This window comes from Nitrosomonas sp. TNE100, assembly GCF_055387135.1.
In genome coordinates, this window is sequence record NZ_AP040997.1 from 2,395,612 (window position 1) to 2,421,118 (window position 25,507).

Annotated in this window: 19 protein-coding genes and 1 pseudogene; 12 read left to right on the forward strand and 8 right to left on the reverse strand. The window is 49.9% G+C overall.

The window, feature by feature from the left end; all coding sequences use genetic code 11:
• The 7 genes from ACZ5EJ_RS11460 to ACZ5EJ_RS11490 form a co-directional block, all read right to left on the reverse strand.
• The gene (locus tag ACZ5EJ_RS11460; protein ID WP_464557121.1) at positions 1-894 is read right to left on the reverse strand and encodes a MinD/ParA family ATP-binding protein; all 894 of its coding nucleotides are present in this window, start codon (positions 892-894) and stop codon (positions 1-3) included.
• Positions 887-2,137, reverse strand: coding sequence for a flagellar biosynthesis protein FlhF (flhF, locus tag ACZ5EJ_RS11465; protein WP_074685535.1), 1,251 nt, complete (start codon positions 2,135-2,137; stop codon positions 887-889). The genes ACZ5EJ_RS11460 and flhF overlap by 8 nt, the downstream gene beginning before the upstream one ends.
• Positions 2,134-4,218 carry a flagellar biosynthesis protein FlhA gene (gene flhA / locus ACZ5EJ_RS11470; protein WP_464557122.1) on the reverse strand — a complete coding sequence of 695 codons (2,085 nt, stop codon included), beginning with the start codon at positions 4,216-4,218 and terminating at the stop codon, positions 2,134-2,136. Before flhA ends, flhF begins: the two co-directional genes overlap by 4 nt.
• A 47-nt stretch (positions 4,219-4,265) precedes the next feature.
• Positions 4,266-5,396, reverse strand: a complete 1,131-nt coding sequence (gene flhB, locus ACZ5EJ_RS11475) for a flagellar biosynthesis protein FlhB (protein WP_011635417.1) — start codon at positions 5,394-5,396, stop codon at positions 4,266-4,268.
• A gap of 251 nt (positions 5,397-5,647) precedes the next feature.
• Positions 5,648-7,255: a peptide chain release factor 3 gene (locus ACZ5EJ_RS11480; RefSeq protein WP_464557124.1), complete on the reverse strand. Its 1,608-nt coding sequence runs from the start codon at positions 7,253-7,255 to the stop codon at positions 5,648-5,650.
• Positions 7,252-9,309, reverse strand: coding sequence for a dipeptide ABC transporter ATP-binding protein (locus tag ACZ5EJ_RS11485; RefSeq protein ID WP_464557125.1), 2,058 nt, complete (start codon positions 9,307-9,309; stop codon positions 7,252-7,254). Before ACZ5EJ_RS11485 ends, ACZ5EJ_RS11480 begins: the two co-directional genes overlap by 4 nt.
• Complete coding sequence (locus ACZ5EJ_RS11490; RefSeq protein WP_464557126.1) at positions 9,306-10,799, reverse strand: ABC transporter permease; 1,494 nt, start codon at positions 10,797-10,799, stop codon at positions 9,306-9,308. The genes ACZ5EJ_RS11485 and ACZ5EJ_RS11490 overlap by 4 nt, the downstream gene beginning before the upstream one ends.
• Positions 10,800-11,078: 279 nt before the next feature.
• On the opposite strand from ACZ5EJ_RS11490, the gene flgM reads away from it, so the two are divergent.
• The 9 genes from flgM to zwf all read left to right on the forward strand — a co-directional run bounded on the left by flgM (position 11,079) and on the right by zwf (position 21,634).
• Positions 11,079-11,381, forward strand: a complete 303-nt coding sequence (gene flgM / locus ACZ5EJ_RS11495) for a flagellar biosynthesis anti-sigma factor FlgM (RefSeq protein ID WP_011635413.1) — start codon at positions 11,079-11,081, stop codon at positions 11,379-11,381.
• 1 nt (position 11,382) lies between these two features.
• Positions 11,383-11,847 (forward strand): flagella synthesis protein FlgN, encoded by a 465-nt coding sequence (locus ACZ5EJ_RS11500; RefSeq protein ID WP_011635412.1) that lies wholly within the window; start codon positions 11,383-11,385, stop codon positions 11,845-11,847.
• Positions 11,848-12,228: 381 nt separating this feature from the next.
• Positions 12,229-14,154: a tRNA uridine-5-carboxymethylaminomethyl(34) synthesis enzyme MnmG gene (gene mnmG, locus ACZ5EJ_RS11505; protein WP_074456381.1), complete on the forward strand. Its 1,926-nt coding sequence runs from the start codon at positions 12,229-12,231 to the stop codon at positions 14,152-14,154.
• Positions 14,129-14,773, forward strand: coding sequence for a 16S rRNA (guanine(527)-N(7))-methyltransferase RsmG (gene rsmG / locus ACZ5EJ_RS11510; protein WP_074456380.1), 645 nt, complete (start codon positions 14,129-14,131; stop codon positions 14,771-14,773). The genes mnmG and rsmG overlap by 26 nt, the downstream gene beginning before the upstream one ends.
• A 63-nt stretch (positions 14,774-14,836) precedes the next feature.
• The gene (locus ACZ5EJ_RS11515) at positions 14,837-15,601 is read left to right on the forward strand and encodes a ParA family protein (protein ID WP_011635409.1); all 765 of its coding nucleotides are present in this window, start codon (positions 14,837-14,839) and stop codon (positions 15,599-15,601) included.
• Positions 15,602-15,651: 50 nt separating this feature from the next.
• Positions 15,652-16,485: a ParB/RepB/Spo0J family partition protein gene (locus ACZ5EJ_RS11520; protein ID WP_074685529.1), complete on the forward strand. Its 834-nt coding sequence runs from the start codon at positions 15,652-15,654 to the stop codon at positions 16,483-16,485.
• A gap of 334 nt (positions 16,486-16,819) precedes the next feature.
• Positions 16,820-19,126, forward strand: a complete 2,307-nt coding sequence (gene pgi / locus ACZ5EJ_RS11525) for a glucose-6-phosphate isomerase (RefSeq protein WP_464557128.1) — start codon at positions 16,820-16,822, stop codon at positions 19,124-19,126.
• The gene (gnd, locus tag ACZ5EJ_RS11530) at positions 19,119-20,174 is read left to right on the forward strand and encodes a phosphogluconate dehydrogenase (NAD(+)-dependent, decarboxylating) (RefSeq protein WP_464557129.1); all 1,056 of its coding nucleotides are present in this window, start codon (positions 19,119-19,121) and stop codon (positions 20,172-20,174) included. Before pgi ends, gnd begins: the two co-directional genes overlap by 8 nt.
• A gap of 17 nt (positions 20,175-20,191) precedes the next feature.
• Positions 20,192-21,634: a glucose-6-phosphate dehydrogenase gene (gene zwf, locus ACZ5EJ_RS11535; protein WP_011635405.1), complete on the forward strand. Its 1,443-nt coding sequence runs from the start codon at positions 20,192-20,194 to the stop codon at positions 21,632-21,634.
• A gap of 178 nt (positions 21,635-21,812) precedes the next feature.
• Here zwf and ACZ5EJ_RS11540 read toward each other — a convergent pair whose 3' ends face one another.
• On the reverse strand, positions 21,813-22,388 hold the full coding sequence (locus ACZ5EJ_RS11540; RefSeq protein WP_074456376.1) for an HdeD family acid-resistance protein: 576 nt from the start codon (positions 22,386-22,388) through the stop codon (positions 21,813-21,815).
• Positions 22,389-22,744: 356 nt separating this feature from the next.
• Here ACZ5EJ_RS11540 and ACZ5EJ_RS11545 point away from each other — a divergent pair, with 356 nt between their 5' ends.
• The 3 genes and pseudogenes from ACZ5EJ_RS11545 to ACZ5EJ_RS11555 all read left to right on the forward strand — a co-directional run bounded on the left by ACZ5EJ_RS11545 (position 22,745) and on the right by ACZ5EJ_RS11555 (position 25,491).
• Complete coding sequence (locus ACZ5EJ_RS11545; RefSeq protein ID WP_464557131.1) at positions 22,745-23,314, forward strand: DedA family protein; 570 nt, start codon at positions 22,745-22,747, stop codon at positions 23,312-23,314.
• A gap of 244 nt (positions 23,315-23,558) precedes the next feature.
• Positions 23,559-24,081, forward strand: a pseudogene (locus ACZ5EJ_RS11550) (IS5 family transposase).
• A gap of 12 nt (positions 24,082-24,093) precedes the next feature.
• On the forward strand, positions 24,094-25,491 hold the full coding sequence (locus ACZ5EJ_RS11555; RefSeq protein WP_464557133.1) for an ABC transporter permease: 1,398 nt from the start codon (positions 24,094-24,096) through the stop codon (positions 25,489-25,491).
• Positions 25,492-25,507: the final 16 nt, after the last annotated feature.

Genomic DNA, 25,507 nt, shown 5'->3' on the forward strand with positions numbered 1-25,507 from the left:
TCACACCGTAAAATCTGCCGTATCAAGATGACTGGTTCGTATCAGTCTGCGCATGAAATTTTCCACACCGTCGTTATCTGTCCAAACGCCCGTGCATTGCATCAGTTTCTCAGCCAGTTGCCGGTAACCTGCAGCTGATTTGGATGCCGGGAAAATTTCCACTACCGGCTGGCAAAGCTGGGTGGAGCGGCGTAGTTTGTCATCCAGCAGAATGCATCCCATCCACTCCAGTCTGACAGCCAGGTTTTTTTGGGCAACGCTGGCAATGTTGTCGAAAATATCGCGCCCGATGTTTTCCGATGCCACTTTGTTGACCAGCACCAGGAAATTGCGCCGGGCGTATTCCTGGCTGATGAGCTTGATTAGCGCATATGCATCGGTAATGGCGGTACCGGAACCGGAAAGTACGATCAGCACCTGTTGGGAAGCCAGGCTCAGTGGCACGACCCGGCTGGTTTTCCCGGTAGCGGTATCGATCAATACCACATCCACTGACTGGGACAATTCATAGAAGCATTGAATCAACCTTTCCTGATCAATGAGTGAAAGTTTTGCCAGCGAGTGAATGCCACGCATTGCTGTTAAAACCATTACACCTTCCGGCCCTTGTGTCATCACCTGTTCAAGCGTCTTATCCTGATTAATCACATGCAGTAAATCGTAACGCGCATTCAGGCCAAGATTAGCATTGACGTCCTTGTGGCGCGGGTTTTCATCCAGAATCAGTACACGTTTGCCTGTTTTTGCCAATGCTGCAGCCAGGTTGATGACTGAACAGGTTTTTCCAACACCAGTTCGTCCACCGGCGACAGCAAACACGCGTACCCCGGTATTGGAAGCCAGCGCAGACAGCTCGCGCAGGCCGGATGCCTGGTCTTTCCTCACCTCAGCCATGATCTGCCTCGGCACGTTCTGGTTGTCTGATAGCTGGTTGATCGCCAGCACTACTTGCCATGATCAATGCAAATTCCGGGTCTTGCAGCGAAAAGGGAGAATTTTCCGGAGAAGGCTTGAAAATACGGTGCAGCAGGTAGCGGGAACTAGCTTCATGCAGATCTTCCGGAACCTTCTGGCCATTGGTGACGTAATGCAGCACCAGTTTACGCCGGATGATTGCATCTAGCGCAATACCCAGACTGGCTGACTCATCCACCTTGGTAATGATGCAGCCATGAATGTTATGTTTCTGGTAGGCGGAAATCACTTCGTCCAGCGTATCGCCGCTGCTGGTTGCACTGAGTAACAGTAGGTGCTTTATTTTTGTACCACATTGGCTCAACATGGCGATCTGTTCAGCCAGCATCTGATCGCGCTGGCTCATACCGACAGTATCAATCAGCACCATGTGTTTGCCGCGCAGTTCGTGCAACATTAACTGCAGATCCTCAATATCCTTGATGCTGCGTACCGATACCCCCAGCAACTTGCCGTAAATGCGCAGTTGCTCATGTCCACCAATACGGTAGCTGTCGGTGGTCAGCAGCGCCACTTTGTCAGCACCATGCCGGATAACAGCGCGTGCGGCCAGTTTTGCCGTGGTGGTAGTTTTACCTACACCGGTTGGTCCGATCAGTGCATAAATACCACCTTGTTCAATGATTTCGTCAGCGGTTGCAGTGCGTAAATTAAGCGTGAGCAGTGAGATGGTTTTTTTCAGGCTTTGCTCGAAATCACGGTCGGCCGGCAGTTTTTCCAGCAAATGACGTGACAGTAACGGGCTGAAGCCTGCACTCAGTAGTGTGCGCAGTACTTTCATGCCGCCCGGATCCCGTTGTGAAAAATTGCTCCAGCCCATGGTGGTCAGTTGCTCTTCCAGCATTTGCCGCATGGCCTGGATTTCCTGGATGATGTGCGCGCCCGGGCTATCCATCGCAGGTGGCTGTGTTTCCGGCTGTTTGCGGATAGTCGCTGTCTGCTCTGTTCCGGAAGCAGTTGGCTTAACTGCTGAAGAAGGTGCAGTCGCTTCGTGCGGCGTATCGCTGGTGAGTATGGAAATATCCTTGCCTGCCAACGCCATGATTTCAATCCCGCCCGGTACTTGTTTGTTTGACAAAATCACGGCATCCGCGCCCAGTTCTTCCTTGACTTTGCGTAACACCTCATGGGAGGTGGCGGCTAAAAATTTTCTTACTTTCATTTTTTGTTACCTCCAATGATCGATATGAATTTTATTTTTCTGGTATCCGGAATTTCGGAATGAGCCAGCACCCGTAATTGAGACAGCGATCGACGCAGGAAACGGGACAGCAGCAGGCGGATTGCGTCCGGCACTACCAGCACAACCGGTAATCCGAGTTGTTCCAGCCGCTTGACCGAGCTGCTGGCTTCACGTGTCAGGGTGTTGGCCAGGCCGGGTTCGATGCCGCCGTCTGCCACTGGATCGGATTGCACCACCTGTATCAGGATGTTTTCTAGTTCAGGGTGCAAACTCATGACCTGCATTTCAGCGTCAGACGGGAAACATTGCTCCACGATCATCCGGCCCAGCGCTACTCTCACCAGCGCCAGCAGTTCGCTGACATCCTGGGTGCGCCCTGCATGTTCTGTCAGCGTGTCGATAATGGTGCGCATATCGCGGATATTCACGCCCTCTTCCAGCAGGTGTTGCAATATTTTTTGTACCGTTGCCAGTGGCAGCAGCTTGGGAATCAAATCATCCGTCAGCTTGGGAATTCTTTGCTCCAGATGATCAAGCAACTTCTGCAATTCCTCCCGTCCGAGCAGTTCGGAGGCATGCATACGGATTAGATGATTCAGGTGTGTTGTAACGACTGTGCTGGCATCGACCACGGTATAGCCGCTGGTTTGCGCCAGTTCACGCTGTTCTGTTTCGATCCAGACGGCGGGCAACCCGAATGCCGGATCTTCGGTACGATTACCCGGCAACGCCATGGTGACCTGGCCGGGATTAATCGCCAGATGCATGCCGTTGTAGGATTCTCCCTGGCCGATTACCGAACCTTTCATGGTGATGCGGTAGCCATTGGGGCGCAATTCCAGGTTATCCCGAATATGTACCACTGGCGGGAGAAAGCCGATTTCCTGGGCAAATTTCTTGCGGATGCTGTTGATGCGTTTTAGCAGATCCCCCTGACGGTGCTTATCCACCAGCGGGATGAGACGATAGCCGACTTCCAGTCCGAGCGTATCGACTTGGACTACATCTTCCCAACTGGCATCCTGAGTTTCAGTGGTAGCGACTTCCGGCACTTCCAGTGTGGCATCCGGTGCAGTGGCACGGTTGGATACATAATAGGCAAGCGTACTGATCATTCCGGCCAGTAGCAGGAAAACGAAGTGCGGCATACCTGGCACCAGGCCCAGCGCGCCGAGGATACCCGCTGTCAGCCATAGTGCCTGTGGCTTGTTAAGTAGCTGGCTCACAAATTGTTGACCGAGGTCTTCATCGGTGCTGACCCGGCTGACCACCAGACCAGCGGCAGTGGAAATGATGAGTGCGGGAATCTGTGCGACCAGACCGTCGCCGATAGTCAGCAGCGTGTAGTTTTTGGCAGCATCACCCATGTTCATATCATGTTGCAGCACGCCCACGATCAAGCCACCAATAATGGTGATCAGCATGATCAGAATGCCGGCAATCGCATCGCCCCGCACGAATTTGCTGGCGCCATCCATTGAGCCGTAGAAATTGGCTTCCTGTGCAACCCGTTCGCGCCGTTTGCGCGCTTCATCTTCCCGGATCAGCCCGGCATTAAGATCGGCATCAATTGCCATTTGTTTTCCGGGGATGGCATCCAGGGTGAAGCGGGCGCTGACTTCTGCAATACGCCCGGCCCCCTTGGTAATAACAACAAAATTGATCACAATCAGAATAATGAACACCACCAAACCCACTGCATAGTTTCCACCCACCAGAAAATGGCCGAATGCCTCGATAACCTTGCCGGCGGCATCCGGGCCGTTATGGCCGTGCATCAGCACTACCCTGGTTGAGGCGACATTGAGTGAAAGTCGTAACAGTGTCGTGATCAGCAAAACAGTAGGGAAAACTGCAAATTCGAGTGCATCACGCGAATAAAGGCTCACCAGCAGCACAATCACTGCCAGTGCGATGTTGAACGTAAACAGCACATCCAGGACGAATGGCGGCAGTGGCAGCACCATCATCGAGAGGATCATGATGATCAGCATTGGCCCAGCCAGGCTGCGCATTTGGCCGTCTCGTACCAAAGCTGCTAAAGATAGAATATTATTCATTCAGCATTCATTCCAATAATAGGTATTTATTCACCTGTAAATCTGTTTCAGGCATGATCCAGTTCCACTGGCACCGCTATCTCCGGTGATAGTTGTGGCGCGGTACCACCCGCCGTCTGATATCTTCTCAGCTGGAAAACGTAGGCCAACACATGCGCTACCGCGGTATAGAGCGTCTCGGGAATCTCGGTATCCAGTTCCACGTGGTGATACAGTGCCCGTGCCAGCGGCGGCACTTCCAGCACCGGAATATGGTGTTCATCTGCCAATTCACGAATGCGGGCGGCGATCAGTTGCGACCCTTTTGCCACTACTTTCGGTGCACGCATTGAGTGATCCTGATACTTCAATGCGACGGCGTAGTGCGTCGGGTTGGTCACCACGACATCTGCCCTGGGTACTTCTGCCATCATGCGTCGGCGTGCCATTTCACGCTGCATACTGCGGATGCGCGCCTTGACCTGGGGATCACCTTCATCCTCCTTGGCTTCCTTGCGCAGATCTTCTTTGGACATCCGTAACTGGCGTGCGTGATTCCAGAGCTGGAAAGGTACATCGATTACGACGAGCAGCAGCATGGCACCAACAATCAGCATAAAGGTCAGGCCGATCAGTCTGCCCATGCTGGTTAGTCCTGTGTCCAGCGGCATACCAATCAGATCAAGCACGTCTTGTTTGTGACTCCAGATAATCCCGGCCGCAACGCCACCAATGACTGCAGCCTTGGCGATTGCCTTGACCAGTTCAATCAGGCCGTGTGACGAAAATATCCTTTTAAATCCATTAACCGGATTGAGACGTTTGAAGTCAGGAAACAACGCCTTGGAGCTGAACAGCCATCCACTCAACAGCATGGGCGATACCAGCGCCACAATCACTAGCCATCCCAGTAAGGGTGCGATAGCCAATAGCCCATCAAGCGCCAGTTGAAATAACCTGGGCAACAACAGCGCCGGATTGAATGCAACTTCCCGTTCTATTTGCAGGCCGCTTTCCAGCAGGGCGGACAGTTTCTGAATAATGAGCGAACCGATCACCCACAAGCTGCCGGAAGCTGCCATCAGCATAGTGAACGTGGTTAATTCCTGCGAGCGCGCTACCTGCCCCTCCTCCCGGGATTTTTCCAGGCGCCTGGGGGAAGCAGGTTCAGTACGTTCAAGATCGTTATCGTCTGCCATAGCGGATTCCTCTCGATGAACCAGGATTATCCGTGTTCACGCTGAAATCGATGTCGTAAACAAGCAACGATTTAGGCGGCTAATCAGATAATCCTGGAGAGAAAGCCGGGTGAGAGAATGTTGAGAGCCTATTTACCGTTGAAGCTGTTTAGGTAACAGGAAAAACAAACCGGGGAAAGGCAGCGAGTGAATTAAATCATCTGCTGCCTAAATGGCTTTTTAGTAGGGATTGGGTTGATTCTGCTGGGAAATCAGCTTGCTGTCTGAAACAACAGGCCAGCATGTTCCCGCATTTTGTGGAAGCGGATGCCGGGCCAGTTTTCTTCAGCCACGCTGATTTCGGCAGAGAAAGAAGCCAGAAAAGTGGGGGCATCCACTGCATCGTAGGCGATACGATGCGTATTGGCATCAATAAAACGCTGCAATTCCCGGGGCATTTCGGCAGTTACCCACCTTGCCAGTTGGTATTTGGCAGGAGCGACACGTGCCTCGACACCGTATTCATGCTTGAGACGATGGGTGACGACTTCAAACTGTAGCTGGCCCACCGCACCCAGCAGCAGGATACTGCCGAGATGCGGACGGAACACCTGGATGGCGCCTTCTTCACCCAGCTGAGTCAATCCCAACTTGAGTTGCTTGCTGCGTAATGGATCGGCAATTTCGACTGTCTGGAAAATTTCCGGCGCAAAAAATGGCAAACCGGTAAATTGCAGGTTGTCTCCCTCGGTCAGAGTATCGGCCAGTTGTAGCGTCCCATGATTGGGAATGCCGATAATGTCACCTGCATAAGCTGTTTCCAGCAATTCACGCCGTTGTGAAAGAAAGGAAACTACCGTGCTGGTGCGCACATCCTTGCCGCTGCGGACTACCTTGAGACTCATTCCACGCCTGAATTCACCCGAGCAGATGCGCACAAAGGCAATGCGATCCCGATGAGCAGGGTTCATGTTTGCCTGAATCTTGAAAACCACCCCGGAAAATTTATTTTCAGTCGGCAGGATTTCTCGCTGAATGGCTTTGCGTGTACCGGGTGGTGGCGCCAGATCAACCAGTGTATCCAGCACTTCCTGTACGCCGAAATTGTTGATTGCCGAGCCAAAAAATACGGGTGTTTGCTGCCCGGCAAGAAACGCTGCCTGATCAAATTCCGGTGCAGCACCCTTGATCAGATCAATTTCCTGCCGAGCCTGTTCCAGGTTTGCTCCGAAGCGTTTTGTAACTGCCGGATCGCCCAGATCGGTAATGATGGTTGTATCTTTCTGCTCGGCATGATCCATACCAGGCCGAAAGACGCGCATCAGTTCGTGCCGCAAATCGTACACGCCATGAAAGCGTTTGCCCGAGCCGACCGGCCAGGTGAATGGAACTACGTCCATTCCCAGTGTGCACTCGATTTCATCAATCAGATCGAGTGGTTCGCGTACTTCTCGATCCAGTTTGTTGACGAAAGTAATGATCGGGGTGTTGCGGGCGCGGCAGACCTGCAGCAGGCGCAAGGTTTGTGATTCCACGCCGTTGGCGGCATCGATGACCATTAGTGCTGCATCGACAGCGGTCAGCACGCGGTAGGTATCTTCGGAAAAATCCTGGTGACCGGGCGTGTCCAGCAAGTTGATGACACAGCCCCGGTACTCCATCTGCATGACAGAGCTGGCAACAGAGATACCGCGCTGTTTTTCGATTTCCATCCAATCGGAAGTGGCGTGGCGACTGGCTTTACGCGCTTTGACACTGCCGGCGATGTGAATGGCGCCAGCAAACAGCAGTAATTTTTCCGTCAACGTGGTTTTACCGGCGTCCGGATGGGAAATAATGGCAAACGTCCGACGACGTTTAACCTCATGATCGATCGTCATTGAAAATCCTGTGGTTCTTGAGAAACTGAATGATAAAGATGGCAATAAGTGGTGTGGGTAGCGCTGAACCGGCTGGTCGCCGGATAAATTTCCCGGCAGATCGGCATGACATGGGGACAGCGCGGATGAAAATAACAGCCTTGTGGTACATCAGCCGGTGAAGGCGGCTCACCTTGCAAACGTATGACTTCACGTTGGGTGCCGGGTTCATATATTGGTACCGCAGACAACAGCGCCTGGGTGTAGGGATGTTTCGGGGCATCCAGCACTTCTTCAGTGCGCCCGTTTTCCACAATTCTGCCCAGATACATAACAGCTACTTCATCCGCAAGATAGTCCACGACAGCTATATTATGGGTGATCAGCAGATAAGCAAGTTTTCGCTCCTGTTGTAGCGTTTTCAACAGATTGAGGATTTGTGCCTGTACCGAAACATCCAGTGCGCTGGTTGGTTCATCACAGATCAGCAGCTGTGGATTAACTGCCAGCGCACGTGCAATGGCAATCCGCTGACGTTGGCCACCGGAAAATTCATGTGGATAACGCCATTTGGCTTCTACAGGCAAACCCACCTGCATCAGCAGAGTATCAATGTTGTGTTCATTCTTTTTCTGCGTAGATAATTTATCCGAGTACCGGCCAAGTGCCTGCATGCCTTCTTCGATAATCTCAATAATGCGCATGCGTGGATTAAGTGATGAATAAGGATCCTGGAAGATGATCTGGAATTCAGTGCGTTTTTTCAGTAATTGCTTCCGATTCAGTTTAGATAACTCTTCATCCTGCACACGGATACTGCCTGATGTAACCGTGATGAGTTGCATGATACCTTTACCCACCGTGGTTTTGCCGCAACCGGATTCTCCCACCAGCGCCAGTGTTCTGCCGTGGTTAATTTGCAGCGACACACCATCAACCGCTTTGACATAGCCTGCTGCTCGCTTGAATAACCCTTTATGCACCGGGAAATGCACTTTCAGATCATTCACGTTTAACAGAAGATTATCTGAATCCAAACCAGGAGCGTCAACACTGGCTGGAAGATTATCGGTTGTTGCATGAGCAATGTCGGACAATGCTTCCACGGAATGCTCCGGATAAAGGTGACATCGGACACGGTGTTGAGGTGAAATTTCCACCCAGGGTGGAATAATCTTGTGACATTTTTCCCAGGCATGATCACAACGATCAGCAAAACGGCAGCCGGTAAAAACATGTGAAAGGGCTGGCACATTTCCCTGAATGACGATCAGTTTCTGATTGCGTTTTTTTCTCGTTGGTAAAGCAGCGAACAATTTATGGGAATAAGGATGGGCCGGTGATTGAAAAAAACTTTCCTGATCCGCGGTTTCAATGATTTCTCCAGCATACATCACGGCAATGCGCTGCGCTATTTCTGCAACCACTCCCAGATCATGGGTGATCAGAAGAATAGCCATGTTTTCCTGTCGCTGCAAATTGCGCATGAGATCCAGCACCTGCGCCTGAATCGTGACATCCAATGCAGTTGTGGGTTCATCCGCAATCAGCAGCTCTGGTTTGCTTGCCAGTGCCATAGCAATCATGACGCGCTGCTTCATGCCACCCGAAAACTGGAACGGATATTCCTTGATACGACGCGCCGGATCAGGAATACCAACCTGACGCAGGAGCTCCAGAATGCGTGTTTGTGCCGCTGCACCACGCAGATTAGAATGTTGCAGCAATACTTCTTCAATTTGTGCACCGGTGGTCATGACCGGGTTCAGGCTCAACATCGGTTCCTGGAAAATCATGCCGATACGATTGCCGCGCACCTCACGCATGGCGGATTCCGGCAAGGCCAGTAGTTCATCACCATTCAGGCAGATGCTGCCATGCGTGATTTCTCCAGCTTCCGGCAACAGGCGCATGATAGATAAAGCAGTCATGGATTTCCCACAACCGGATTCTCCCAGTAATGCAAATGTTTCGCCTGGCCGAATGGCAAGTGATAATCCATCCACGGCACGTACCGGCTGCCGGCCGGTATGCAGCTGCACTTTGAGCTCATTTATTTCAAGTAATGCGGTCATGTGCGGGGTATGTTTTTGTCTGGGGAGGCCATTTCTTCTGTTTCATTCTGATTCTTGAGATATCTGGCTGAATCATTGCTGAGGGTTCGGCTGTGCGGATTGAATGCATTTTGTACCGCATCTGAAAAAAGATTGGCGCTTAATACCAGCGCGAACATGAAGGTGAATGCTGCAAATAATGTCCACCAGACCATCGGTTCACGCGCCATTTCCAGCCTGGAGGCATTGATCATCGTTCCAAAGCTGATGGTAGAGGGATCCACGCCCACTCCGACATAGGAAAGAACAGCTTCGGCCAGTACCAGGCTGCTGAAATCCATTACGGTGGTAATCAGTACGATATGGATGACATTCGGCAAAATATGGCGAGTGATGATACGCCAATGAGAAACGCCAAACGCATGTGCTGCCTGGATGTATTCCATTTCACGCAGTTTTAGTGTCTCTCCGCGCAATACTCTGCACAGCCCCGTCCAGCTGGTGATGCCCAGAATAATACAAAGAAACAGCAAACGCAGATCAGCGCGTGCGGCGGTTGTATCGAGCAGATCGGCATGCGTTTCAATATAAACCTGCATCATCAGCACGGCTGCTGCAATCAGCAATACACTGGGGATAGAGCTGAGCGTGGTGTACACGTACTGGATAACATCATCAACCCAGCCGCGAAAGTAACCTGCTGCAATCCCCAGCAGCAGGGCGAATGGCAGCATGATCAAGGTTGTCAATGTTCCGATAACAAGCCCGGTGCGAATACTTTTGAGTGACAGGTACAAAACATCCTGGCCTACCTTGTCTGTTCCTAGGACATGGTAGTGTGTGGTCAGTGCTGCGACGGCGCCCCCCATGGCCAGAATAACAGCCAGCGTGATCAATATGGCGCGCCAGGGAACTTCAGTTGTACCGTGCCATATAGCTGTTTGTATACGAAAAAATGAAGTGCGATACTGCTTGGCCTGCATACTGCCCAAGCCGAGAACCAACCCGGCCCAGATTAGCAATCCTGCTCCCGCTCCCGAAACGGATCGCCACCAAATATCACTGGTCAGCTCCGTTCTTGGATCATCCAAATGCGCGCCGCCGAAGGTTAATCGGGCAAAATCCCATACCTGCTCTCCTTCAGTGGTGATAATCATCTGCTTTGCATATAGATGGGCAGATAGGGGGGCGGAGTAGGTTTTTTCCATCTGTGAGCGTAGCGGAGTAGCCAACAGATCGAACACGCTGAGTACTTCAGCGCTATAGATATTTTCCCCGGTGGCGCGAGTTTGTTCCAGTGCCGGGCGAAAGTGAATCGTGTCGAGCAAACCGATCAGGATGAAGCATAACAGGATGGTCAGTGCAGACATTCCGCTGGCGTTGTGTATAACCTTGCACCAGGAAGCCAGCATGTGTTCATGCCGCCTGGCATAAATACCAAGAATAATACCTGTTGCCAGCAGCAGATAAATCAGAGCGTCTGTCCAGAGTATAACGGGATGGAAAGGCATTATGACGAAGATCAAAGTTCAAGTTGTAATAATGCGGTATTGTAGCGTAGTGACAACAGGCAATTGCATCGAAGAAAAAAGTGGATATCGTAATGATAAATATAGCCTGGTTGACCAGAATGTTTATTCTGCTGGCTGTTTTTATTTGTAATGACACAACGCAACCATGCCATCATCGAAAATGACAAAAAAATATTCCGGTTTTGCTAAAGTTCCTGAATGGATGGTCGTTAGACGAGCGTAACATATGCAAATATTTATTTTAGAAGGAATTCCGTCGTGAAAATAAACCAGATATCTCCGGGGCATACAGAGCTTGCTGCCGGGGTAGCTCAAAAAAAAGTGGACAGAACGGATAATGCCAAAGTGAGTACTGCAGGTAAAAATAACAGTATACATATCAGCACACTTTTATCAGGAGCTCAGGCATCGAATGCTGGCAGCGAAACTGTTAATGCTGCGAAAGTTGCCGAAATCAAGCAAGCCATTAGCGAAGGTCGTTTCAAGGTGAATCCTGATGTGGTTGCGGATCGTCTGCTGGAAACCGTGAAAGAACTGATTCAAAGCAAACGTTCAACCTAAAATGGACGGTAATCCTCAGGCAATTCTGCAGAAAGGCGATACGCTAGCCTCGACTTTGCGACTTCAGCTGGAAAGCACTTACTTGTTTCTTGAGCTTCTTGAGCGCGAACGAAACCTGCTGGCTTCAGGAAGTATTGATGATTTGCCCCCGCTGGTTGCAGACAAGGATCGGGTCGTGAGTCAACTTTCACGATTGGATGCACAACTTAACCAGCTTCTCGCTGCAGCTGGCTTGCCTGGTGATGCGCAAGGAATAAGCGCCTGGCTGGCTGCCAATCATTCAAAATCAGCTGTTGCCCGCGACTGGGAGGAGCTGCTTAACCTTACCCGTCTTGCTCGGCAGCGTAATCAAACGAATGCAAATATCGTTTCCACCTGGTTGCAATATACACGACAGACGCTCTATGCACTGCATGGTGCGACAGGGCGCATCACACTTTATGATCCCAAAGGCCAGATGGCTTGACATCTCCTGAAGGCACCACCAAAATTGGTTTTTAGACGAGCCGTGGCCGCGTGATATTCGCTGTCGCGACTATCCATTTGACATGCCGGGCTGTTGCATCCCGTGCACAAGATTTTAGAGGCGTTCATGGCACGCTTATTACAAAGATGTTTCACGTGAAACATCTTTGTAATTACCACTTGTCCTTGTTCCGCGCCTACCAACCAGACACTGTCTCGCAGTCGTTGCCGGGCAAGATTAAGGCACACTAAAATCCTAATTGGCCGCGTATCGGTGCCAGCTTGATCAATTTCATATAAAATACCTCCAACTCCTTAAGCAATCTTCATCATATGACTGTCCAAGTCTGTTTAGGCGCACTGCGAACTGGCATCTGTATTTATGCATTTTTCAAGAGATTTTGACATTATCGTTGTTGGTGGCGGACATGCCGGAACGGAAGCGGCTCTGGCAGCTGCACGCATGGGTCAAAAAACATTACTTCTGACGCAAAATCTGGACACATTGGGGCAAATGTCATGCAATCCATCCATTGGAGGAATCGGCAAAGGCCACCTGGTTAAGGAAATTGATGCACTGGGTGGGGCTATGGCTGCAGCAATTGATGAAGCAGGCATTCAATTTCGCACGCTCAATTCAAGCAAAGGCCCGGCGGTTCGAGCAACACGCGCCCAGGCCGATCGTGTACTGTATCGCCAGGCCATACGCAAACGGCTGGAAGCACAACCCAATCTGCTGATATTACAATCTACTGTTGATGATCTGCTACTGCTGGACGACAAGATTACAGGCGTTGCCACGCATCTTGGAATTACCTTCTCGGCGCGCGCCGTGGTGTTGACGGTTGGTACCTTTTTGGGGGGGCTGGCGCATGTCGGTGACCAGAATTTTCAGGCGGGTAGAGCGGGTGATCCGGCATCAATCAGGCTTGCGCATCGCTTGCGTGAAATGAATCTGTCGGTGGGAAGACTTAAAACCGGCACACCGCCCCGTATTGATGCACGCACTATTGATTTTCAGTTTTTGCGCGAGCAGCCAGGAGATGAGCCAATACCAATATTTTCATTCCTGGGAAATACTGCACAACACCCTCGACAAGTGTCATGCTGGATGACACGCACCAATGAGAAAACGCATGAAATCATTCGCGCCGGGTTGGATCATTCTCCCTTGTATACCGGGAAAATAGAAGGTATCGGGCCACGCTACTGTCCATCGATCGAAGACAAGGTGGTGCGTTTTTCTGACAGAGACTCGCATACCGTCTTTTTGGAGCCGGAGGGTTTGGAAACCTGCGAAATTTATCCGAATGGAATTTCAACGAGCCTTTCTTTTGAGGTACAGGTCGAACTGGTGCGTTCAATCGCCGGCCTGGAAAATGCACACATAACCCGGCCGGGTTATGCAATTGAATATGATTATTTCGATCCACGGGCACTCAAAAGATCTTTGGAGACAAAAGCGATCGACGGATTGTTTTTTGCCGGGCAGATCAATGGCACTACCGGCTATGAAGAAGCAGCTGCTCAAGGTTTGCTCGCCGGTTTAAACGCCAGTCTCAAGATAAAGGAACAAGAATCCTGGTGTCCGAGCCGTGATGAGGCTTACCTTGGAGTGCTAGTGGATGATCTGGTTACCCGTGGTGTAACAGAGCCTTACCGTATGTTTACCAGCCGTGCTGAATTCCGCTTGCAATTAAGGGAAGACAATGCTGACATGCGATTGACGGAAGCCGGGCATCAATTTGGTCTTGTTGATGAGAAGCGCTGGCAGATTTTTGCTGCCAAGCGGGAAGCAATCGAAACCGAAAAAGCAAGATTACGGCGTACCTGGGTGCCCGCTGGTGTCTTGCATAAATTACAAACACTGCAAACATCCGGCCAATCTGACGATCGCTCCTATTCATTATACGAGCTGTTACGACGCCCCGGAATCAGTTATACAGAGCTGGTGTCATTGTCTGAAGTTGAACCGTCGATGATTGACGGCCAGATCGCCCAGCAGTTGGAAATTGATGTCAAATATGAAGGTTACGTAGAACGACAAAGACAGGAAGTTGTTCGTCATACACAGCATGAAACCATGGTTTTACCAAAAAACCTGGATTACAGTACCGTGCGAGGCCTTTCTAACGAAGTCACGCAGAAATTGAATCAGCATCAACCGGAAACAATTGGCCAGGCAGCACGGATTTCTGGTATTACACCGGCAGCCATATCCTTATTACTGGTACATCTAAAGCGTGGTATGGCACGCCAGGCAGCCAAACAGGAAGAAACGCATGAATCTGGAAAAACAGTTGCATGAAGGTCTGGAAGCAATTTCAGGGTTGTCCGCTGATGTGGCACATTTAAGCAGTCAGTTATTACGCTACATTGAACTCATCACGAAGTGGAACAGTACTCATAATCTGACTTCGGTAAGAAATCCCGAATCGATGATTACTCGTCATATGCTGGACAGCCTGGTCGTATTACCACATATCAGTGGACCAAATATTGTTGATGTCGGTAGTGGCGCCGGCTTGCCGGGCATTCCCATTGCGCTGGCGCGTCCCGAATGGCAGGTGGTCATGGTAGAAAGTAATCAGAAGAAAGCTGTTTTTATGCAACAGGTTGTGGTTGAACTGCGTTTGCAGAATGTTTCAATCAGGCAAGAGCGTGTGGAAAAAATAAAGCCGGGAGACAAGGTAGATACTGTTATCTCACGCGCGTTTTCCAGTCTCGAACGTTTCATGCGCTTGTCGAAACATCTGTGTGAAAACAACGTTGATCATTGTCGTTTCATTGCCATGAAAGGAGCGTTCCCGGATATGGAGTTGATGCAACTCCCTCCGGAATTTTCCGTTGAGCAGATTATTCCCGTTGCGGTTCCTGGCCTGAGAGCCAAGCGTCATCTGGTCGTGATGCGGTGTCACTCCGAATGAGATTTATTGAGTGGAATATAAGCGTATTCCATAATCTTCTTGCCAGAACAGAGACGTAATTTAATGGTCAGGATACTTGCCATTGCCAACCAGAAGGGAGGGGTGGGTAAAACAACGACCAGTATTAATCTGGCCGCCAGTTTGGCAAGTATCGGCAAACGAGTATTGCTCGTTGATCTGGATCCGCAAGGTAATACCACGATGGGAAGTGGCGTAGACAAGCGCCTGTTGGATCATACTGTTTACCAAATACTGCTGGGCGAACAGACCATCGCCAAGGTTCGTTTATCGACAAAACCAGGGAAATACGACCTGCTCCCGGCCAATCAGGAACTGGCAGGCGCAGAAGTGGAAATGGTGTCGCTGGAACAGCGTGAATCCCGCCTGAAGGAGGCTTTGCAGGCAATACAGGCAGATTATGATTTTATTCTGATCGATTGTCCTCCAGCCCTTAACCTGCTGACATTAAACGGATTATGTGCAGCACACGCTGTTATCATTCCCATGCAATGTGAGTATTATGCGCTGGAAGGCCTGAGTGATCTGGTCAACACGATTAAAAGGGTACGGATGGGTTTTAATCCATCCATCAGGATAGAAGGCCTATTGAGAACCATGTTTGATCCGCGCAATCTGCTGGCGCAGCAGGTGTCTGATCAATTGAAACAACACTTTGGCAACAAAGTTTATCAGACCATCATTCCTCGTAATATCCGGTTGGCAGAAGCACCTGGGTTTGGATTACCGGTGCTTTATCACGATCGACAATCCCGGGGTGCCCGGGCTTATCTTGAATTGGCCAACGAAATTCTGGCAACAGCTAGCTAGCTGATGATCTGGCCAGAAATTCATAATATTTTTGATTGGGTACCGTAACTATGGCAAAACCTAAAGGATTGGGGCGAGGTTTGGACGCGCTACTGGCAGACAATTCCCAGGAAACAGATTCGCTACAAAATCTTGCTGTGGATTTATTGCAGGCCGGGAAATACCAGCCCCGGACGAGGATGGATGAAACATCCCTGCATGATTTGGCAGAATCGGTCAAGGCGCAAGGGGTTATGCAGCCAATACTGGTACGACCGCTTGTGGCGGGTGGCTATGAAATTATTGCTGGGGAACGCCGCTGGCGTGCTGCTCGGATTGCTGGACTGGAGCAGATTCCAGCCATTGTGCGCGAAGTGCCGGATGAATCCGCACTTGCGCTTTCTCTGATTGAAAATATTCAGCGCGAGGATCTTAACCCTCTAGAGGCAGCAGCGGGAATTCAGCGTCTGATCGAAGAATTTGGTATGACGCATCAAACAGCTGGTCAGGCATTGGGTTATTCGCGCAGTGCGATCTCAAATTTGCTGCGTCTGCTTAATCTGGCTGCCCCAGTGCAGGATCTGATTATGCAGGGGAAAATCGATATGGGACACGGGCGCGCCCTGCTCGCGCTGGAGGCCGGGAAACAACTGGAAATTGCGCATCTGATTATGCAAAGGCAACTATCCGTGCGTGAAACCGAAAATCTGCTCAAGCGAATGAGTCAAGCATCTTCAGTAAGGAAACCGTCATTTCCGGATAGAGACCTGCTACGCCTGCAGGAAGATATGTCTGCACGGCTGGGCGCCAATGTTGTAATCAAACAAGGGAAAAAAGGTGCTGGTAATGTCATCATTCATTACGCCAGTCTTGAGCAATTGGACGGAATTCTTGCGAAATTCTGAAGAACCTTGCGACAATCGCTCTGCTGGGATTGGTTTACATTCTGTAATCTTATCGCGTAACTTTTCTAACAGAGTGGTGAGGATTATCCAAGTTGTTATAATCACGTTAAAAACAAGCTCAAAGTACTCATTTGTCGCACACAAACCACTACGCTTTTTGCCTGTTTTTGCCTCGCTCTGATGGGCCTTTTGCCCATGTTTTCATCACCCTGCTAGTGGCAACCTAGATGCCAGCTTGCTTACCTCCTGATTGATTTGCGTCAAAAAATCAAACCATTCTTAACAGAATGTATGTTGTAATGAGAAAAAATCATCACTTCATGGAGTAAGCCATGTGAGTACATTACGTGAAACCGGAGTATGGAAGGCGCTGCATTCACACTATCTATCTTTTCAAAGGATACAGTTGCGCGGGCTGTTTGCGCGAGATAAGAAACGTGCCGAGCGTTACACCGTAGAAGCAGCAGGCTGGCGCCTGGATTACTCCAAGCATCGTATCAATGACAAAACCCTGAAATTGTTATTTGAGCTGGCACGTGAATGTAGCCTGGAATCGCGGCGTGATGCCATGTTCTCGGGCAAGGAAGTCAACACCACTGAGCAGCGCGCCGCCCTGCACATCGCGCTACGTGCCCCTGCTGATTCAGTAATAAATGTGGCAGGCGTGAATGTAGTACCTGAAGTACAGGCAATACTCAAACGTATGGCTGAATGCGCCGAGTTGATCCGCGCGGGAGAATGGAAAGGCTACAGTGGCCGACCGATCCGTAACATCGTTAATATTGGTATTGGCGGGTCGGATCTGGGCTCGGTAATGGCCTGCGGGGCGCTGTGCCATTATGGCGAACGCAAGTTGAGATTACGCTTCGTTTCCAATGTGGATGGAACGGATTTTGTAGAGGCAGTACACGGATTGAGGCCGGATGAAACCTTATTCATTATAGCTTCCAAAACGTTTACCACACTCGAAACCATGACTAATGCGCACACTGCGCGTCATTGGCTGCAAACCGCTGCAGGACGTGACAGGAAAGCCATCACACCCCACTTTGTAGCGCTCTCGACCAATGAGAAAGCTGTCAATGATTTTGGTATCCCCTCCAAACAGATGTTTGGTTTCCAGGAATGGGTAGGTGGGCGTTATTCCATGGATTCTGCTATTGGCTTATCCATTATGATTGCCATCGGGCCGGAAGCTTTCTGCGAAATGCTTGCTGGTTTTCACGCCATGGACGAACATTTTCGCAGTGCACCACTTGAACAGAATCTGCCTGTCATCATGGGGCTTCTGAACGTATGGTATGCGGACTTCTTTGATGCGGGTACCGTCGCAGTATTACCTTATGCACATTCTCTCAAGCGGTTTCCTGCCTATCTACAGCAGCTCACCATGGAATCCAACGGCAAGCATGTGACACTTGACGGAAAAAGTGTGGATTACCATACCGGCTCCGTGTTCTGGGGCGAACCAGGTACCAATGGACAGCATTCGTTTTATCAGTTGATTCATCAGGGCACACATTTGATTCCTTGTGACTTCATTGCTTTTGCTGAATCGCTCAATCCGGTTGGACGACATCAGGATCTGTTGTTCGCCAACGTAATCGCGCAGGCCGAGGCGCTTGCCATGGGCAAAACACTTACAGAAGTGCAAAAGGAAGGGGTATCGGCCGAATTGGCACCTCATAAGGTTATGAAAGGCAACCAACCGTCGAGTCTATTGTTTGCTAAACGACTTACACCAACATCATTGGGAGCACTAGTAGCACTGTATGAGCACAGTGTATTTACACAAGCCACAATATGGGATATCAACCCCTTTGATCAATGGGGGGTGGAATTGGGCAAACGGCTTGCATCGCGCATAGCAGAGGAAATAGAAACACCGGATGTGACGCTGGCACACGATGCTTCAACTAATGCCTCAATTCGCTGGTACTGTTACATGCGCGGACAGAATAACAGCCAAGAAAAACAAGAAAAACGCTGTGTACTGGCGCTGGATGTAGGCGGCAGTAACGTCAAGGCAAGAATAAGCGGCGAGAAATTAAAAATTAAAATCCCATCTGGTTCAGACATGACACCAGAACTTATGCTCACGCAGCTGGATAAATGTTTACACGGATGGCATTACGATGCAGTAAGCGTTGGTTTTCCAGCATTGGTTGTACATGGGCGTATTGCAAACGAACCAGCTAATCTTGGCACTGGTTGGGTAGGGTTCGACTTTGCCAAGGCATTTAGCTGCCCGGTCAGGATTATGAATGACGCTGCCATGCAGGCACTTGGCAGTTACGAAGGCGGGTACATGCTATTCCTTGGCCTTGGCACCGGTCTTGGTTCCGCTGTCATTGTGGATGGACGGATTGAGCCAATGGAACTGGCGCACCTTCCATACAAACAGCATACCTATGAATATTACGTTGGTAAACATGCGCTCCAACGCTTGGGAAAGCGTAAATGGCGAGCTGAAGTGCTCGCAGAAGTTGAAATGCTGCGCATTGCACTTGAACCTGATTACATCGTACTGGGTGGTGGTAACGCACGACTTTTGAAAAAACTACCGACCGGTGTTCGCCGTGGAAAAAACGCCAATGCATTCACTGGTGGTTTTCGCCTGTGGGAGGATGAGTATGAATGATTCAACAAATGCTGATCATACGATACAACTCGGTTTTATCGGCTTGGGGCGTATGGGCCTTAATATGGTGGAGCGATTGCAGAAAGCCGGTATAGGTTGCGTGGTATTTGATACCAATTCTGAAGCATGTATTGCCGCTACAAAATCGGGAGCAGAGACAGCGATCTCGCTTGATGATCTGGTTAATAAGCTTGCCTTACCTCGTGCAGTATGGCTCATGCTGCCCACCGCAGTAGTGGATAAAGTGCTCACAGTGTTGACACCCCTTCTCAGTGCCGGCGATGTCGTGATTGATGGGGGAAATTCGCACTATGTGGCAGATCTACGCCGTGCTGCATCACTCGCAACCAGACAAATTTATTACCTGGATGTGGGTGTCAGCGGCGGTGTGTGGGGGCGAGAACGCGGTTATTGCCAGATGATCGGCGGTCCTGATGCGGCCTATCAGCGGCTTGAGCCTGTATTTCGCACATTGGCACCTGGTGTGGAAGCCGCGACACGCTCGCCGGGCCGCAGCGGCGAGCCGACACCTGCCGAACATGGCTATTTGCATTGCGGGCCGAATGGCGCCGGACATTTCGTCAAGATGGTGCACAACGGCATAGAGTATGGATTAATGGCAGCCTATGCTGAGGGGTTGAATATACTGCATCAGGCGAACGCTGGAAATGTCCGGCAGGAAATAAATGCCGAAACTGCGCCACTCGAACATCCCGCACGCTATCAGTACGATTTTCCGCTCAATGACGTGGTGGAGTTGTGGCGCCGTGGCAGCGTGATTGGTTCCTGGTTGCTGGATTTGACAGCCATTGAGATGAATGAGGATATGACGCTTTCACGTTATACCGGACGTGTATCTGATTCTGGTGAAGGCCGCTGGGCGGCACTCGCGGCAATTGAAGAAGGCGTCCCGGTTCCGGTACTTGCCGCAGCACTTTTTGGCCGCTTCACATCACGCGGGCATGATGAGTTTGCCGATAAGGTAATGTCTGCGATGCGCCACGGATTTGGGGGGCATGATGAAAAAACCGCTCCGGATGACAAATAAAAGAAAAAGGAGGAGGTGTGTCTGATACAAACCTTGTGATTCTTGGTGCAACCGGAGACTTGACGCAACGTTTGCTCATGCCGGCATTGTATCGCCTGCACCAGTCGGGATATACGCGGGATCTTAAGATTACGGGGTATGCCATTGAGGACTGGAGCAAGGAGCATTTTCGCGATCATATTCAAGAGGCATTACGTACATTTGTATCGGATGACAAGATTGAGGATAAACACCAGACAGAATTTTGTGCGGGCCTAGATTACATTACCGGTAGTCTTGAAGCCGGGCAGATGAAAGAAATCGGGCGTCGCGTGAAAGGGTCGATACTTTTTTACCTGGCGTTACCTCCACCCTTGTTCGGTGCTGCAGCTGTAGCGCTAGGTGAAGCAGGACTTGCGCAAACTACTGAAGGCTGGCGACGTCTGGTAATCGAAAAACCTTTTGGTACTGATCTCGCCAGTGCTGAAATGTTGCGTAAACAGATTCACAGTCAATGGGCCGAGGAAAATGTGTTGCGTATCGACCATTTCCTGGGCAAGGAAACTACGCAGAATCTGATGGTGTTCCGCTTTGCCAACCGTTTCCTCGAACCACTCTGGAACAGCGCGCATATTGCGCAAGTGCAGATCAGCTGCCCGGAAACGTTGGGAGTAGAGCATCGTGCCGCCTATTACGATCACGCAGGGGCATTACGCGACATGTTGCAAAATCACCTGATGCAATTATTTTGTCTCACCGCTATGGAGCCGCCGTCAAGCTGGGATGCTGAAGTGTTGCGTGATCACAAAGTCGAAGTATTGCGCGCGGTAGTGCCATTCAATGAACACACAGTGTGTAACCGAGTTGCGCGCGGCCAATATACTGCTGGCAGCATTGACAGTAAAAATGTACCTGCTTATCGTCAGGAATCTGGTATCCCTGTTAACTCAAATACTGAAACTTTCGCGGCACTGCGTTTCGAAATCAACAACTGGCGCTGGCAAGGTGTTCCCTTCTACCTGCGCAGCGGCAAGCGCATGGCTAGTGATTACTCAGAGATCGCGATACAGTTCAGGCAAGTGCCAGACGCGCTGCCTGATGGCAGCGCTGCGCCGAATAACTGGATGATATTCCGCCTGCAACCACAGGAAAGTCTCAATCTGGTAGCGACAGCCAAAAAGCCCGGTATGGAATTTGCCACGCACACCGTGGTACTTACTGCACCTTATGCACAAGAAGGTGTCAGAGAATTTTCAGCGTATGAACAGTTGCTGATGGACGCAATCAATGGTAATTGTTCGCACTTCCTGCGTTTTGATGAGGTTGAATGGTCATGGCGCTTGCTTGATCCGGTGTTGCATGCGTGGCGCACAGGCAGTCCTGAAGAATATGCTTCCGGCTCGGAAGGACCGCCATCACAGAACCAGTTGCTTACAGCTGGCCACAGCTGGCGGCCAGTACAGATGCATTCGGAAAATTGACTATAAATGTACTTGACTGATCAGAATTCTGATCAGTCAAATACGAATGCTATTATTGATTTATTGCATAATGAATGGGTAAATCGGGTTGAATTTTGTAAATATCATCCTGAGCACCCCTATTCCTGGTTGCGCACATTTTCGGCATAAGCCACTGTTGCCGCGTCGCAGATATTGTTTATGTGTTGTGCGTGGACTGTTTACTAAAGGTACGTGTCTTGAACGCCAGACTCACAAGCAGGATACCAAAGATGATGGCATAAGCACCAATCAGCCAAAGCAAGGCAAGAGCACCGACCGCTGGCTGCGCCATGAGGAGAATGCCAAAGACAAGTGATGCAAGGCCACCCAAAATGAGCAACCATTCGCCCGTCATTTCTTTGCGCAGGCGAATCGCAGCTACAATCTGAAGAGTACCAGTGGCGACTGCCCAGATTGCAATATAAAACAGTAGCGCTAATGCGGTGACACCAGGAACCACAAATGTCAGGACCCCCACACCAACGCCAATAAATCCCCAAAGGAGCAATACCCACCAATGCTCGTGTATCTTGCGCCCTATGACTGCGGTCCAGATACCAAGGATACCGTCCATCAGAGCAAAGGTTCCGAAAAGCAACAACATCGCTACCAGTGAAATCTCGGGTTGAAACCAAAGCAAGATGCCAAACAAGATAGCGATGATGCCGCGCAGTAATAATATCCACCAACTCCGGGAAAAAATAGTGGTTAGTTGATTTTCTACAATGTTCATTGTCGGCTCTCCTCTCAGATGAAGATCAAAGTTGATTGACTGGATTCGATTGATAAAGTTATTTTGTCAAATGATTTTACGTTAAGAACGAAACTGTATCGGACTATCCGTATTTCACATGGAATCCGGATACTGGTTTATAGTTTTTCATCGATCTTTTATGATGACTATACGTGAAGAATAAGGTACACAGAACGTGGCAACAAGATATATCAACCGGATAAGCAAGGTAGTGAGCATCGCGATTCACCTGGAAAGCCTGCCCGTTACAACCTTGTACGTTAACTACTTTGATACAGAGTTTATTCAAATAATTCAGAAAATGGATTATTCCCTGCATAAGGAAACGTTTGAGCATGGATATTCCTGGCTTGATTCAATCGTATGGTTACCTGGCTGTTGCCGTGGGAACTTTTCTTGAAGGTGAAAGTGTGTTGTTAACCGCCGGTGCAGCAGCCTTTCATGGCTATCTCTGGATGCCTGCAGTCATTTTGATAGCAGCCGTATCGGGTTTTCTGGGTGATCAAATCTCTTTTTGTGTAGGACGCAGATACGGCAACAGATTACTGGCAAAATTCCCTTCCTTGCGGCGACGAGCTGCACGTGTAAGCGCACTACTGGAGCGTCATAACGTGTTGTTTATCCTTGCTGTTCGTTTTATGTACGGGCTACGTGTTGCCGGACCTATGGCGATGGGTATGAGTGGTATTTACTGGTCTCGGTTTCTGGTTCTGAACCTGGCGGGAGCAATTATCTGGGCGATTACGATTGCCAGTATTGGCTATGGACTCGGCCAAGGTTTTGTCTATCTGCTCGCTCATTTTGATGCTGAAGAAATCTGGTTACTGGTCGCTCTCCTGCTTCCAGCGACCATCTGGAGATTGATTGTGCGCAGGAAACACTCGGTACGTTCAAAACATTCTTAAATTTGAGCGATATCCAGTTGTCGTATCTGGATAAATATTTGTTATAAAGAGGCACGAAAATTCGAGGTATAAGACCCTTAGTGCATATGTTCTGATAGCAAATCTTTGGTATTTCTCGATATTTTCGTCACCACATCTTTCTGTGCAGACGACTGCCAGAATTCGCTGATAGCATGACAACTTAAATAGTTGTAGTCATGAGGCTAAAGATATGAAATCCTTTTATCTTTTAAAAGGATTTCATATGACGCCATCCCATTGCAGGCATGATATTTCAGATAAGGTATGGTCACTACTTGAGGAGCATTTACCAGGTAGAGAAGGGGCATGGGGAGATAATCAGGAGATGAATCGGGCGAGAAAGGGAGCTCAACACCAAGATACATCTGGCCGTGGATGCGCATGGTATGCCGCTCAGAATCCTTGTTACACAAGGTACCACTGCTGATTACACGCAAGTTGGCCGCCTGATCGAAGGGATGGATGCAGATCATCTACTGGCAGATCGTGGCATGACAGTAATGCCATTATTGAGCAGGCAGAAAAACGGGGAGTGGAGGTTGTTATTCCTCCAAAGAAGAACCGGAAGACGCAAAGACATTATGATCAAGCGCTGTATAAACTGAGGCATTTCGTCGAAAATGCTTTCCTCCATCTCAAAAGGTGGTGTTACTACAAAACACACCAAAAACACCTCTTCTTTCCTTGCCGCCGTACAAATTAGATGTCCGCCCTCCGGACAGGTATCTTGTGACTATACTATCTAGGATCAATCAGAAATGATGCAACGTTTATCTGTCAGCAAATGGTCACGTCGTTTCTCCGCATTATTCTGGGATGGTGTTGCTGCATTGCTGGTGCTCGGTCTGGTGGTTTTTCTTGCCCAGGCCAGCCGCGACTTTATGCAGCCTCTGGTGGAATCAGGGCACGATGTCATCAGTCTTGATCCATCCGCCTTACCGGAGTACGCACTGCGAACATCACTCAGGATGTTGCTGGCAATGGTGCTATCGCTGATTTTTACCTTTACGTATGCAACCTGGGCGGCCAAGAGTTGGCGCGCTGAACAGATTCTCATCCCGCTGCTCGATATCCTTCAGTCGGTACCGGTATTGGGTTTTATCTCGATTACGGTGGTGTTCTTCCTGTCCTTTGCACCTGGAAAAATGCTGGGTGCCGAACTGGCTTCAGTTTTTGCTATCTTTACCAGCCAAGCCTGGAACATGGCGTTCAGTTTTTATCAATCACTGCACACGGTTCCGAGAGAGCTGGATGAAGTATCGCGCTCGTTTCGGCTCAGTCCTTGGATGCGTTTCTGGAAGCTGGAAGTGCCTTTTGCAATGCCGGCACTCATCTGGAACATGATGATGTCCATGTCGGGCAGCTGGTTTTTTGTCGTGGCATCCGAAGCAATCAGTGTGGGTGATACGATCGTCACCCTCCCGGGGATCGGCTCTTATATTGCGTTGGCGATTGATCAGCGCGATCTTGGCGCGATCGGCTGGGCAATTGCAGTCATGTTGATAGTGATCCTGATTTACGATCAGCTCCTGTTCCGGCCATTGGTGGCCTGGGCAGATCGTTTTCGCTTTGAGCAGGAAACCGGAGGAATGCCACCGCCGCACTCCTGGGTGCTGACTGTGCTACATCGTTCACAATGGATAACGTTTACCACAGCTTTGTTTGCCAGAATCTGGCGATGGACTTACCGGAAATCGCAACAACCTGCTCGAAAAAAAGCATTTACCTGGAAAGGAACAGGAACAAACCTGAAGCCGTGGGTAGATTGGCTGTGGTATGGAACAATTACCGTAGTTTGTGCCATCATTTCATGGAAAATTACGTTCTTTATTTTGCAGGAAGTGGCGCTGGCAGAAGTGGGAACGGCCATGTTCCTGGGTTTTATAACCATGGTGCGTGTTTTTGTGCTGATCGCGGTTGCCAGTGTTATTTGGGTACCGGTGGGTGTCTGGCTTGGACTGAGGCCAGGCGCAGCGCGTATTGCCCAGCCAATTGCCCAATTCATGGCGGCATTCCCAGCTAATCTACTGTTTCCGCCTGCGGTGTATGGGATCGTAGTACTGCAGCTTGATCCAGATATCTGGCTGAGTCCGTTGATGATCCTGGGAACGCAGTGGTATATGTTTAGTCCCACGGTGTGCTGGTGTAACATATAACCAGCTACGGAGGGAT